At 44.3% G+C, this 12,882-nt stretch carries 18 protein-coding genes; 11 read left to right on the forward strand and 7 right to left on the reverse strand.

Going from position 1 to position 12,882, the window contains the following annotated elements; translation table 11 throughout:
* Positions 1 to 146: 146 nt before the first annotated feature.
* The 7 genes from murA to mlaF are packed head-to-tail and all read right to left on the reverse strand — an operon-like array spanning position 147 to position 4,748.
* Entirely contained in the window at positions 147 to 1,412 is a 1,266-nt protein-coding gene (gene murA / locus AC3CID_RS13790; protein WP_029224837.1) for a UDP-N-acetylglucosamine 1-carboxyvinyltransferase, read from the reverse strand.
* A gap of 8 nt (positions 1,413 to 1,420) precedes the next feature.
* On the reverse strand, positions 1,421 to 1,675 hold the full coding sequence (ibaG, locus tag AC3CID_RS13795; RefSeq protein WP_017073431.1) for a BolA family iron metabolism protein IbaG: 255 nt from the start codon (positions 1,673 to 1,675) through the stop codon (positions 1,421 to 1,423).
* 13 nt (positions 1,676 to 1,688) lie between these two features.
* Entirely contained in the window at positions 1,689 to 1,997 is a 309-nt protein-coding gene (locus AC3CID_RS13800; RefSeq protein WP_004735315.1) for an STAS domain-containing protein, read from the reverse strand.
* A complete protein-coding gene (locus AC3CID_RS13805; RefSeq protein ID WP_237291209.1) occupies positions 1,997 to 2,626 on the reverse strand; it encodes an MlaC/ttg2D family ABC transporter substrate-binding protein in 630 nt (209 codons plus the stop codon). The genes AC3CID_RS13800 and AC3CID_RS13805 overlap by 1 nt, the downstream gene beginning before the upstream one ends.
* A 52-nt stretch (positions 2,627 to 2,678) precedes the next feature.
* The gene (gene mlaD / locus AC3CID_RS13810; RefSeq protein ID WP_054548285.1) at positions 2,679 to 3,170 is read right to left on the reverse strand and encodes an outer membrane lipid asymmetry maintenance protein MlaD; all 492 of its coding nucleotides are present in this window, start codon (positions 3,168 to 3,170) and stop codon (positions 2,679 to 2,681) included.
* Positions 3,171 to 3,172: 2 nt separating this feature from the next.
* A complete protein-coding gene (mlaE, locus tag AC3CID_RS13815; RefSeq protein WP_004735312.1) occupies positions 3,173 to 3,952 on the reverse strand; it encodes a lipid asymmetry maintenance ABC transporter permease subunit MlaE in 780 nt (259 codons plus the stop codon).
* 1 nt (position 3,953) lies between these two features.
* The gene (gene mlaF / locus AC3CID_RS13820; RefSeq protein WP_146456656.1) at positions 3,954 to 4,748 is read right to left on the reverse strand and encodes a phospholipid ABC transporter ATP-binding protein MlaF; all 795 of its coding nucleotides are present in this window, start codon (positions 4,746 to 4,748) and stop codon (positions 3,954 to 3,956) included.
* Positions 4,749 to 5,013: 265 nt separating this feature from the next.
* Here mlaF and AC3CID_RS13825 point away from each other — a divergent pair, with 265 nt between their 5' ends.
* Genes AC3CID_RS13825 through AC3CID_RS13875 form a run of 11 tightly spaced genes read left to right on the forward strand, consistent with a single transcriptional unit; the run spans position 5,014 to position 12,780 of the window.
* On the forward strand, positions 5,014 to 5,979 hold the full coding sequence (locus AC3CID_RS13825; protein WP_146456658.1) for a calcium/sodium antiporter: 966 nt from the start codon (positions 5,014 to 5,016) through the stop codon (positions 5,977 to 5,979).
* Positions 5,980 to 6,013: 34 nt separating this feature from the next.
* Entirely contained in the window at positions 6,014 to 6,985 is a 972-nt protein-coding gene (locus AC3CID_RS13830; protein WP_054548283.1) for a KpsF/GutQ family sugar-phosphate isomerase, read from the forward strand.
* A complete protein-coding gene (gene kdsC / locus AC3CID_RS13835; RefSeq protein WP_054548282.1) occupies positions 6,985 to 7,542 on the forward strand; it encodes a 3-deoxy-manno-octulosonate-8-phosphatase KdsC in 558 nt (185 codons plus the stop codon). Before AC3CID_RS13830 ends, kdsC begins: the two co-directional genes overlap by 1 nt.
* Complete coding sequence (lptC, locus tag AC3CID_RS13840) at positions 7,539 to 8,102, forward strand: LPS export ABC transporter periplasmic protein LptC (RefSeq protein WP_102442585.1); 564 nt, start codon at positions 7,539 to 7,541, stop codon at positions 8,100 to 8,102. The genes kdsC and lptC overlap by 4 nt, the downstream gene beginning before the upstream one ends.
* On the forward strand, positions 8,083 to 8,577 hold the full coding sequence (gene lptA / locus AC3CID_RS13845; RefSeq protein WP_004735305.1) for a lipopolysaccharide transport periplasmic protein LptA: 495 nt from the start codon (positions 8,083 to 8,085) through the stop codon (positions 8,575 to 8,577). The genes lptC and lptA overlap by 20 nt, the downstream gene beginning before the upstream one ends.
* A 2-nt stretch (positions 8,578 to 8,579) precedes the next feature.
* Positions 8,580 to 9,305 (forward strand): LPS export ABC transporter ATP-binding protein, encoded by a 726-nt coding sequence (gene lptB, locus AC3CID_RS13850; RefSeq protein ID WP_004735304.1) that lies wholly within the window; start codon positions 8,580 to 8,582, stop codon positions 9,303 to 9,305.
* Between the two features lie 54 nt (positions 9,306 to 9,359).
* Positions 9,360 to 10,820: an RNA polymerase factor sigma-54 gene (locus AC3CID_RS13855; RefSeq protein ID WP_004735303.1), complete on the forward strand. Its 1,461-nt coding sequence runs from the start codon at positions 9,360 to 9,362 to the stop codon at positions 10,818 to 10,820.
* Positions 10,821 to 10,880: 60 nt separating this feature from the next.
* The gene (gene hpf / locus AC3CID_RS13860) at positions 10,881 to 11,168 is read left to right on the forward strand and encodes a ribosome hibernation promoting factor (RefSeq protein WP_004735302.1); all 288 of its coding nucleotides are present in this window, start codon (positions 10,881 to 10,883) and stop codon (positions 11,166 to 11,168) included.
* 1 nt (position 11,169) lies between these two features.
* Positions 11,170 to 11,631 carry a PTS IIA-like nitrogen regulatory protein PtsN gene (ptsN, locus tag AC3CID_RS13865; protein ID WP_004735301.1) on the forward strand — a complete coding sequence of 154 codons (462 nt, stop codon included), beginning with the start codon at positions 11,170 to 11,172 and terminating at the stop codon, positions 11,629 to 11,631.
* A 1-nt stretch (position 11,632) separates the two neighbouring features.
* A complete protein-coding gene (gene rapZ / locus AC3CID_RS13870) occupies positions 11,633 to 12,502 on the forward strand; it encodes an RNase adapter RapZ (RefSeq protein WP_004735300.1) in 870 nt (289 codons plus the stop codon).
* A gap of 2 nt (positions 12,503 to 12,504) precedes the next feature.
* Positions 12,505 to 12,780, forward strand: a complete 276-nt coding sequence (locus AC3CID_RS13875; protein ID WP_004735299.1) for an HPr family phosphocarrier protein — start codon at positions 12,505 to 12,507, stop codon at positions 12,778 to 12,780.
* The last annotated feature ends 102 nt before the right edge of the window (positions 12,781 to 12,882 follow it).

A 12,882-nucleotide genomic window follows, 5' to 3' on the forward strand; every position in this document is an offset into this window, starting at 1 on the left:
CCTCACCAACCACAAAGCTCATTCATCTATTCCCATTAAAATAGGCGATAGATTCACTTGCGGTAAATACAACTATAAAAAAGCCGAAACCAAGGTTCCGACTTTTATGTTTTCATCTTACTGATTCATGAACTCACTAACCTAAGTTAGCTCGACTCACTAAATCGTGTAATGTTTGCGCCTAAAGCTGAAAGCTTATCTTCAATCTTATCGTAACCACGATCGATGTGGTAAATACGGTCAACGATGGTTTCACCTTGAGCGATACAGCCTGCAATAACAAGGCTCGCAGATGCACGAAGGTCCGTTGCCATTACTTGAGCGCCACTCAGTTTTTCCGTTTCACCACAGATAGCCGTGTTACCTTCGATTTCTGCTTTTGCACCCATTCGCTGTAATTCAGGAATGTGCATAAAGCGGTTTTCAAAGATAGTCTCAGTGATAACACCACTGCCCTTCGCCATCATATTAAGCAAGGTAAACTGCGCTTGCATGTCCGTTGGGAAACCCGGGTGAGGTGCAGTTACGATTTTCACCGCTTTCAACTCACGATCTGTCATATCAAGACTGATCCAGTCTTCGCCAGTTTCAACTTTCGCACCCGCTTCTTCAAGCTTCGCTAAAGCAGCTTCAAGAAGATGAGCGTTAGTATTACGACAAGTTACCTTACCGCCAGAAACAGCAGCTGCAACAAGGAAAGTACCGGTTTCAATGCGGTCAGCAACCACAGAGTGTTGACCACCACCAAGACGTTCGACGCCTTCGATAGTAATCGTGTCTGTACCTGCGCCAGAAATTTTAGCACCTAGCTTGTTTAAGAAGTCAGCCGTATCAACAATTTCAGGCTCGCGCGCTGAGTTGTCTAATACTGTTGTGCCTTCTGCTAGCGTTGCTGCACACATGATAGTAATGGTGGCACCCACACTTACTTTATCCATCACAATGTGCGCGCCTTTCAGACGACCATCAACACTTGCCTTCACATAACCATCTTCCAATACAATGGTTGCACCTAGCTGTTCTAGGCCATGGATATGCAAATCGACAGGTCGAGCACCAATTGCACAACCACCAGGAAGTGACACTTGGCCTTCACCAAAACGAGCAACTAGAGGACCTAAAGCCCAGATAGAAGCACGCATTGTTTTCACTAAATCATACGGCGCGCAGAACTCGTTGATTTCGCGGCCATCAACGTGAACACTACCATTACGCGATACTTTTGCGCCTAAACGCTTAAGCAGTTCCATCGTAGTATCGATGTCACGTAGGTGAGGAACATTACTTACTTCAACTGGCTCTTCAGCAAGAATTGAAGCAAATAAGATAGGTAGCGCTGCATTTTTTGCGCCTGAGATCGTCACTTCACCGCTTAGCGGTTTATCCGATCCAATAACTCGAAACTTTTCCATCATAAACCTTAAAGTGACATCAGTTTCTTATCACGTTCCCACTCTTCCGGCGTGAAAGCCTTAATAGAAAGAGCATGGATATCATTGCGTTGAATGTATTCCACTAGTGGGCCGTAGATTAGTTGCTGCTTCTTAACTCGACTCATGCCGTCAAAGCATTCATCAACCGCAACAACTTCGTAATGACTGCCTTCACCCTTCACGATAATTTCCTGAAGGTTCAGTGCCTCTGCTAATAATTCTTGTACTTTTGTGCTGTCCACAAATAGCTCCTGCCTAATTTTTTATGTGTTCTGCCATCATTGGCTGGATATTGCTCAATTGGAACAACGTTCGTAATTGTTCTGGCACGAAACTGAGCATTATATGACAGTTTTGATTTTTTGCATGCTCTAATAAGTGAATTAGCATCACCATTCCTGCTGAATCGACTCGATTTATATGGCTAAGGTCAATTTCAACGCTCGATTCCGTCGTTTGCCACTTTTCCAATATACGCCAGATTGCAGGGACACTGTCTCGGTCTATGTCACCGAGCAGCTGATACTCTTTAGAGCTTAGTGCTTGCCATTGAGAGTGGCTCATTATTTATTACTCTCAAAACGAATCGGTTGTGCTGCAAGTTTCTCTAATTCATCGGCAACTTGTAAAATGCCTTCTTGACGAATTTTAGTATTCCACTCTGATTGCTTGCTCGATAACAGGCTAATACCTTCAGCAACCATATCAAACGCCTTCCACTCGCCTGACTTCTTGTCTTTGCGTAGCTTAAATTCAAGCTTAATGTTTGGTCGCGGCGTATCTATGATACTAACCTTAATACTGGTAATACGGCTATCTGCTTTGATTTTTGGTTCTGGACCAAATTCAATCGTCTGATCCGAGTACTGAGTCAGTACTTGAGCGTAAGAAGAAACGAGGTATTTACGGAACGCATCGATAAATACACGTACGTCTTTTCTGTCCGCCCCTTTTAGGTTAGGTCCTAACAACTTAAGTGCCGCATATTGCGCGTTCACATAAGGCATCAATTCATCTTCCACAATGACCTTCAATAACTCAGGATCTTGCTGGATATTCTCTTGCTCACTCTTTAAACGATCAAATGCCACTTCAGCAACTTGCGTCATCATCTGATAAGGCTGAGTGCGATCAATCGATTCTGCAGCAAAAACTTGAGCAGAAATAAGTGAAGCCATTGCTACCATAAACATTGATTTCAAGTAACCGATAACTTTGAAGTTACTAATAGTTTTCAACATCATCTTATTCCTTAACTTCGCTGTCATCAGAGCCACCAACGCTATACAGCACTTGGCCAATCAAATCTTCTAGTACTAATGCTGACTTGGTGTCTTCAATAGAATCACCATCAACCAACATCTCTTCATCATCAAAAATGAAGCCAGGAACCAGACTGATGTACTGCTCACCGATTAAGCCAGAAGTTAAGATTTGAGCACTAGAGGTATCTGGAAATTGTGAGTACTTCGCATCAATCGATAATTCAACGACAGGAAGGTAACTCTCGGTATCAAGCTCAATACTTTTAACTCGACCGACAACGACGCCACCCACCTTCACTGGAGAACGAACTTTTAAGCTACCAATGTTGTCAAAGGTCGCTTTTAGATTGTAAGTATGGTTCGAACCTAAGCCTTTTACGTCAGCGACTTGAAAGATCATGATTAAGATTGCGCAAATTCCGACAATAACAAAGGTGCCGACCCATAATTCTAATTTTCGAGTTTGTTGCATGATTAATTCCCAAACATCAATGCGGTAAGAACAAAATCTAGCCCTAATACCGCTAGAGAAGAGTGCACTACAGTGCGTGTGGTTGCCTGACTAATACCTTCTGAGGTCGGTACCGCATCATAACCATTAAAAAGTGCGATCCAAGTTACTGTGATAGCAAAGACCATACATTTGATCGTGCTGTTACCAATATCTCGGCCTAGCTCAACGGAAGACTGCATCGCAGACCAGAAACTACCGTGGTCAATGCCCTTCCAATCGACACCAACCAATTGAGCACCCCAAATCCCGACCGCCATAAAGATCATCGCGAGCAGTGGCATTGAAATAAGCCCGGCCCAAAGGCGTGGCGCAATAATGCGTTTAAGAGGATCGACGGCCATCATCTCAAGGCTAGAGATCTGTTCGGTTGCTTTCATTAAGCCGATCTCAGCCGTTAATGCTGAACCTGCGCGGCCTGCAAACAATAACGCAGTCACCACTGGGCCCAACTCACGTAACAGTGAAAGCGCGACCATTTGACCAAGGTTACCTTCAGCACCGTAGTCGATTAACACGACATAGCCTTGCAGGCTGAGCACCATGCCAATAAACAAACCCGAAACTAAAATGATAGCTAATGACTGAACACCAACGCTATAAAGTTGTTTAACGAATAAAGGGAAATTCTTTAGTCTCGGGATGCCAAACAAAGCCCCGAATAACATCAGGCTTGCTCGACCAAATGACTCACAGATCGCAAGTGTTCGCTTACCGACACCCGCAATAGCTTTAACAATCATATTAAAACAAATCCTCTTTTAAGCTCTTCGCAGGAAATCTAAACGGCACAGGGCCATCCGCGTCACCTTGCAAGAATTGCTGCACTCTCGGATCGCTGTTGTTGTACAACTCATCAGGTGCACCAGCAGCAATGATTTTTCCATCAGCCATCAGATAAACCCAATCGGCAATACTCATCACCTCAGGCACATCATGAGAAACGACAATAGAGGTTAAGCCCAAAGCTTGATTGAGATTACGGATCAGCTCAACCAAGACGCCCATGGTGATCGGGTCTTGGCCAACAAACGGCTCATCGTACATGATAAGTTCAGGATCCAATGCGATCGCACGAGCCAACGCAGCACGTCTCGCCATCCCACCAGACAATTCACTCGGCATCAATTGCGCAGCACCTCGTAACCCTACAGCTTCAAGCTTAAGTAACACGATGGTACGAATGAATTTTTCGTTAAGTTCAGTGTGCTCTCGCAGCGGAAACGCCACATTATCAAAGACATTAAGATCAGTAAAAAGTGCACCCGATTGGAAAAGCATGCTCATTTTCTTGCGGGCTTGATATAGCTTACGACGTGATAATGCAGGGATATTGTCGCCATCAAACCAAATGTCGCCCTCATCTGGCGGTAATTGTCCGCCAATCAAACGCAGCAAGGTCGTTTTACCGATCCCTGACGGGCCCATGATTGCGGTTATTTTGCCTTGAGGCACCTCTAAACTGATGTCATCAAAGATAACGCGCTCACCGCGTGAGAAGCTGAGGTTCTTAACTTTCACAAGCTCAGTGTTCAACATATTTTTGTTGTTTCCTTGCTTTAAAATACGCCAATTATGGCTGCAATAATAATGAGTCTACTTTAGAATTAAAAGCACTGTTCAATTAATTCATATTAAACAGGAATCTATGCAGGGATTTGAAAGCCTTAGAAAATTATCTATTGAGCTCTCTTTCTTGCCTGCTAACTGGTAATTAATTTGCCGAGTGACTTCCCTTTTATCTAGCAACAGGTCAAAATTAGCGGTTAATTCTCCGTTTTTTATTAATTTTTTAGGAATCATCATGCTTGAAGCGATTGCGTTTCTTATTATCGGTCTAGGTTTTTTGGTGTGGAGTGCAGATAAGCTGGTTTACGGCGCCGCTGCTCTTGCTCGCAACTTTGGTATCTCACCATTAGTTATCGGTATGACGATTCTAGCAATGGGGTCTTCGGCTCCTGAAATGATGGTTTCAGCAACAGCTGCTCTTGATGGAAAAACAGATACGGCTGTAGGTAACGTTCTCGGTTCAAACATCGCCAACATCGCACTGATTTTGGGTATTACAGCGCTTATCAAACCGCTATCAATTAGCTCTGGTGTGATTCGCCGTGAGCTACCATTGATGATTGGTGTCACTCTACTAGCGGGTGCTTTGCTGTGGGACAACCATTTAGGGTTCTACGAAGGCGTATTGTTGTTTGTTCTTTTTGCCGCATTCTTATTCGCAATGCTGCAAATCAGCCGCAGTGAGAAAAAGAACGGCGATGCCTTCCTTGAAGAACAAGAATCTGAAGTTCCTGAAGGCGTGAGCAACCCTAAAGCCGCAATGTGGGTGGTAGTTGGTCTGGTAATTCTGCCTCTAGCTGCCAACATGTTGGTTGATAACGCCGTTGTTATCGCGAAATTCTTTGGCATGAGCGACCTTGTGATTGGTTTAACCATTATTGCCGTTGGTACAAGTCTGCCTGAGCTAGCAGCATCACTTGCTGGCGTAATGAAGGGTGAGGATGATATGGCCGTGGGTAATATCATTGGCTCGAACGTATTCAACATCCTTGCTGTTATGGGTATCCCTGGCATCCTCAACCCTTCAGTCTTGAGCGAGTTTGCGATGGGTCGTGATTTCTGGGTAATGCTAGGTGTATCGCTACTTCTTGTTGTAATGGCACTAGGTAAATCACGTAGTGTGAATCGTATTGAAGGCGGTGTGTTAATAGTGACATTCGTGGCCTACCAAGCTTACCTACTTATGAACATGTCAGCTTAATTATTGATTTAACTTCCCGTACTTGGAGTATTTAATGTCTCAGTCATTCGATTATCGCAGTGTTGCAAAGCAAGTTTTGGAAACCGAAGTTGCAGGTCTTACTCAATTGGACCAATATTTTAATGATGACTTTTGCAAAGCTTGCGACCTTATCCTGAACAACAAAGGAAAAGTGGTTGTGATGGGCATGGGAAAATCTGGCCACATCGGCAAAAAAATAGCAGCAACACTAGCAAGTACTGGGACATCCGCTTTCTTCGTACACCCAGGGGAGGCTGCGCACGGTGACTTAGGAATGATCGGGGCTGGCGATGTTGTTATAGCAATATCCAACTCTGGCGAATCAGGTGAAATCCTAAGCTTATTCCCGGTATTGAAGCGTTTGAACATCAAGATTATCAGCATGACAGGTAAGCCAGCATCAAACATGGCGACTTTGTCTGATATTCATTTACAAATATCAGTACCAGAAGAAGCGTGTCCACTTGGTCTTGCGCCAACAACCAGTACAACGGCTACCTTGGTGATGGGTGATGCATTAGCCGTCGCACTTTTACAAGCCAGAGGCTTTACTGCGCAAGATTTTGCTTTGTCCCACCCTGGCGGCGCTTTGGGTCGACAACTATTATTGAAGCTTGAAGATATCATGCATACGGGCGATGCACTCCCTGTGGTAGCACCGGAAGCGTTGGTACGAGACGCTCTTTTGGAGATATCTCAAAAAGGCTTGGGGATGACGGCAGTCGTGAGTGAAGACGGTCTAATGGCCGGTATTTTTACTGATGGTGATTTGCGCCGTATCCTAGACAAGCGCATCGATATCCATGACACGCAGATCGGCGACGTGATGACGCTAAATCCGACGGTAGCAGAACCAAACATGCTCGCGGTTGAGGGTTTGAACTTGATGCAAGCTAAGAGCATCAATGGCCTAATGCTGTGCCATGAAGGCAAACTAGTCGGAGCGTTAAACATGCATGACTTACTGAAAGCAGGAGTAATGTAATGACACAGACAGTCGAAACTCTATACGGCACAGTAGATTCAGAAGTGTTTGCCGTAGCAAAAGAGATCAAATTGCTTATTTGCGATGTCGATGGCGTATTCTCAGATGGTCGCATCTACATGGGCAACAACGGTGAAGAACTGAAAACCTTCCACACTCGTGATGGCTATGGCATTAAGTCACTGATGAGCGCCGGTATCGAAATTGCAATCATCACTGGCCGTAAATCTCAAATTGTTGAGAATCGAATGACCGCTCTCGGTATTAAGCTTATTTACCAAGGTCAGGATGATAAAGTTAAGGCCTATCAAGATATTTGCGATAAACTTTCAGTGAACCCTGAAAATACGGGCTACATCGGAGACGATCTGATCGACTGGCCTGTGATGGAAAAAGTTGGCTTGAAGGTATGTGTAGCAGATGGTCATCCACTACTTGCAAAGCGTGCAAATTACGTGACAACCATTAACGGTGGTCACGGCGCGGTACGTGAAGTTTGCGACCTTATTTTACAAGCAAGAAATGAACTCGACGTGCATAAAGGTTTAAGCATATGAGTTTTACTCGTATTATCTATTTAATACTCATATTTATTGCCTCTTGGTCAACCTATTACTTGTACGACAAAGAGCAAACATCAACGATACAAGTGGCTCCAAATTTGGAGCTGCCCGCGTTTAGTGGCAAAAGTCTAAACAACATTAGCTATGACGAAAGCGGTATTCGTAGCTATCAGGTTGAATCGACGTATTTAGAGCACTACTCAGTGGTTGGCGATACGCACTTTCAAAACCCGGTTCTTTCGGTATTCCGAGAAGGGCACACGATTGAATGGCAAGTCACCGCTGATCGCGCGATTATGGATGAGAATCAAGTTGTCACGTTTTATGACAACGTCGTGGCAAAGAACCTGTTGCCAGAAGCTAGCTTCGATACTATGACCACAGATAAAATGGTTGTTGAGCTGCCTAGCCGAGATTTTTATTCAGAGACTCCGGTCCATATGATCGGTACATTGTTTGAAACTGAGGGACAAGCAATGAAAGGTAACTTCGGTACCAACAATGCAACCCTCTTTAATTCTGTTCAAGGTAGATATGAAACTCTTACACCTTAGTTTATTCGCTTTGACCCTTGCGGCGCCTAATGTCTATGCCCTTTCTTCGGATAGCGAGCAACCTGTCTACATTGACTCAGACAGCCAGCAATTGGATATGAAAAGTAACCAAGTGACTTTCCTTGGTGATGTAAACCTTAAGCAAGGCAGCATCAATATCAATGCCGATAAGGTTATTGTTACCCGCAACGCCGTAAACGGTGAGATTGAAGAAATTCAAGGCTTCGGTAAGCCAGCGACCTTCTCTCAACTGACTGACGACGGGAAGACACTCTACGGTGAAGCTGACGACTTACATTACCAGCTTGTTGCCGACAAATTGATCATGACTAAGAATGCAATGCTATCTCAAGATGGCAGCATCATTCGTGGCTCTAAGATCACCTACCAGATCGGCTCTCAAAAATTAGTCGCTGACAGTGGTGAAAACAAACGAGTGTCAACGGTTTTACAACCAACGGAAGTGAATAAGTAACGATGGCTGTTCTTAAAGCAAAAAACCTAGCGAAAACCTACAGCAAGCGCAAAGTTGTTACCGATGTAAGCTTGCAGGTAGAGTCAGGCCAGATCGTTGGTCTGCTTGGCCCTAACGGTGCGGGGAAAACGACCTCTTTCTATATGATAGTTGGCCTGGTTGCGCGTGATGAAGGTACTATCAGCATTGACGACCGTGACATCAGTATCTTGCCAATGCACAGTCGTTCTCGTCTTGGTATCGGTTACCTACCGCAAGAAGCATCGATTTTCCGTAAGTTGTCTGTTGAGAACAACATCATGGCCGTTTTACAAACCCGTGATGAAATGACTAACGAACAGCGCCAAGATAAGCTGGAAGACCTTCTAGAAGAGTTCCACATCCAACATATCCGCACCAGTAATGGTATGGCTCTGTCAGGTGGTGAGCGTCGTCGTGTGGAGATTGCTCGAGCTCTAGCAGCAAACCCGCAATTCATTCTGCTGGATGAACCGTTTGCCGGTGTTGACCCGATCTCAGTTATCGATATCAAGAAAATCATTGTTCACCTACGTGATCGCGGCTTGGGCGTTTTGATTACCGATCACAACGTTCGTGAAACATTAGATGTGTGTGAAAAAGCTTACATCGTAAGCCAAGGACACCTGATCGCTGAGGGTACTCCTGAAGATGTTCTCAATAACGAACAAGTTAAACAAGTTTATCTAGGCGAACAATTCCGTCTATGATTATATAGAGATTATCGAGAGTTCTAAGAATAATAACTAGGTAAGTCACACTGAATGAAACCCTCATTACAACTTAAGCTAGGCCAACAGTTAGCAATGACTCCTCAATTGCAGCAAGCGATTCGTTTGTTGCAATTGTCTACTTTAGATTTGCAGCAAGAGATTCAAGAAGCACTTGAATCTAATCCACTACTCGATGTCGAAGAAGGCAATGAAGATACGCCTACATCGGAAGAGAAACCTAGCAGTGACGAGAAAGAAACAGTTGAAGCCACAGAACAAGATTTACCTGATAGCTCAGACTTAATCGAAAAATCAGAAATTGGCAACGAACTAGAAATCGACACAACTTGGGAAGACGTCTACAGCGCAAACACAGGTAACACTGGTATTGCGATTGATGACGACATGCCTGTTTATCAAGGCGAAACGACTCAAAGCCTACACGACTACCTACTTTGGCAACTCGACCTAACACCATTCTCTGAAACTGACCGAAGCATTGCTTTCGCGCTGATTGATGCCATTGATGACTATGGCTACCTCACCGTATCTTGTGAAGATATCCTTGAAAACTTCGATAGCGAAGAAGTAGAGCTTGATGAGATTGAAGCCGTCCGCAAACGAGTTCAGCAGTTTGACCCGCTGGGTGTCGGTTCAGTGAATCTACAAGATTGCTTGTTACTGCAACTGGCAACCTTTCCCCAGGATACCCCTTGGCTTAACGAAGCTAAGTTAGTACTTACTAGCCACATCGACCAACTCGGTAACCGCGATTACAAATTAGTCATCAAAGAAACCAAACTGAAAGAAGCGGAACTACGTGAGGTTCTGCAACTGATTCAGCAACTGGATCCTCGACCTGGCAGTAAGATTACACCGGACGAAACTGAATATGTGGTTCCTGACGTAACGGTGTTCAAAGATCTTGGAAAGTGGTTAGTCACCATTAACCCTGATAGTGTCCCTAAGCTGAAAGTAAATCAGCAATATGCCGCTCTTGGTAGTAAGGGCAGCAGCGCAGACAACCAATTCATTCGCTCAAATTTGCAAGAAGCAAAATGGCTAATCAAAAGCTTAGAAAGCCGAAATGAGACGCTACTCAAAGTTGCGCGATGCATTGTTGAACATCAGCGTGATTTCTTCGAACATGGCGAAGAAGCGATGAAGCCAATGGTTCTGAATGATGTTGCGTTAGCCGTTGATATGCACGAATCCACGATCTCTCGTGTGACGACTCAAAAATTCATGCACACGCCACGTGGCATCTTCGAACTCAAATACTTTTTCTCAAGCCATGTCAGCACTGACAATGGCGGTGAATGTTCATCTACAGCAATTCGCGCACTGATTAAGAAGCTTGTCGCAGCGGAAAATACCGCGAAGCCTCTCAGTGATAGTAAGATTGCTGCTTTACTGGCTGACCAAGGAATTCAGGTAGCTAGACGTACCATAGCGAAATACCGTGAGTCTCTGGGCATTGCCCCATCGAGTCAGCGTAAACGCCTGCTATAAGCTAATTTAGTTAACTATTAATTTGGTTATAATCTGGCAACCAACTGAAAAGGAAAGTCTATGCAAATCAATATTCAAGGCCATCACGTTGATCTTACCGATTCAATGCAAGACTATGTTCGCACTAAATTCGACAAGCTTGAGCGCTTCTTTGATCATATCAATAGCGTTCAGGTTGTTTTAAAAGTTGAGAAAATCAATCAAATCGCGGAAGCTACCCTGCATATAAATCAGGGGGAAATCCATGCGACAGCAACTGATGAAAGCATGTATGCCGCGATTGATTCATTGGTTGATAAACTCGTCCGCCAACTCAACAAGCACAAAGAAAAGCTAAGTAGTCACTAACATGCAATTAAGCGAAGTACTTTCATTGGACTGCACCAAAAGTGCAGTCCAATGCACAAGCAAAAAAAGAGCCCTTGAGCTCATCAGTCAGATCGCTGCAGAAAGCTGTGGTCAAGATTCAACAGAACTGTTTGAGTGCATGTTGAGCCGTGAAAAAATGGGCAGTACTGGTATTGGTAACGGCATCGCTATTCCTCATGCTCGTATGAATGTCAGTGATAAAGCGATAGCTGTATTACTACAATGCCAAGACCCAATCGAATTTGATGCGATTGATAATCGTCCTGTCGACCTACTATTTGCCCTGCTTGTTCCAAGTGAACAGTGCAAGGAACATCTAAAAACCCTTTCATGTATGGCAGAACGACTTAACGACAAGCAGACTCTTAAAAAGTTGCGTAATGCTCAAAGCGATCAAGAGCTTTACGACATCATGATCCAAGTGCCAACTTGCGAGCAATAACATGCGATTAATCGTTGTGAGTGGCCAATCTGGGGCCGGTAAAAGTGTTGCGTTACGAGTCCTTGAAGACTTGGGGTATTACTGTGTTGATAATCTTCCTGTAAACCTGCTAAGCGACTTCGTCGAATCGGTACGCGAGATCAATCAAAACGTCGCTGTTAGCATTGATATTCGCAACCTACCGAAAGAACCGCAGTTAGTTACAGAGACACTAGAACAACTAGAAGCCGCCACTGATATTGATGTGAACGTTTTGTTCCTAGACGCAAGTAAGCAAACGCTACTCAAACGCTACAGCGAAACACGCAGAATCCACCCTTTATCGATCGGCCAAGAAAAGTTATCTCTTGAGCAAGCGATTGATTTAGAAAAGACACTCCTAACACCTCTCGCAGAACAAGCCAGCATTGTGATTGACAGCAGTGACTGCAACCTCTACGAATTGAGCGAAAAGGTTCGATTTAAAGTTGAAGGCAAAGAGAAGCAAGAGCTGATCATTGTCTTTCAATCTTTCGGTTTCAAATACGGACTACCAAGTGATGCTGACTATGTGTTTGATGTTCGCTTTTTGCCAAACCCTCACTGGGAACCAGCACTACGACCATTAACGGGTCTTGACGCACCCATTCACTCTTTTCTTGAAAAACACTCAGAAGTTCTTGAACTCAAGCAGCAAATTCAAGGCTTTGTTGAGCAGTGGTTGCCAATGTTAGAGAAGAATAATCGCAGTTATCTAACGGTCGCGATTGGTTGTACTGGCGGTAAACACCGCTCGGTTTACCTAACTCAGAAAATTGGTGAATACTTCGAACAACTTGGCCATCAAGTTCAAATCAGACACGCCTCCCTAGAGAAGCACCAACAGGGCTAACCATGGAATTAACTCGAACTGTACTGATCCAAAATCGCTTGGGTCTTCACGCTAGAGCAGCCGTAAAATTGGTTGAGCTTGCACAAAGCTTTGATGCAACCATCACTATCCATAGTGAAGAAGATAAAACGGCAACAGCAGACAGTGTAATGGGGCTACTTATGCTGGAGTCGGCGCAAGGGCAACACATCACTATCCAAGCCGCAGGCACCGATTCACAGCAAGCGCTTGATGCCGTTTGTCACCTAATTGAAGACCGGTTTGATGAGGGCGAGTAGCAAAAACGCTTCACTCACAACATCTAAAACTCAAACCACGCATCAACCAATATTAATTCTTAGTTCTACCTAAGTTAATGATTTAAATAAGCCCCAGAATTA

The organism is Vibrio sp. QJM3NY_21, from assembly GCF_057785975.1.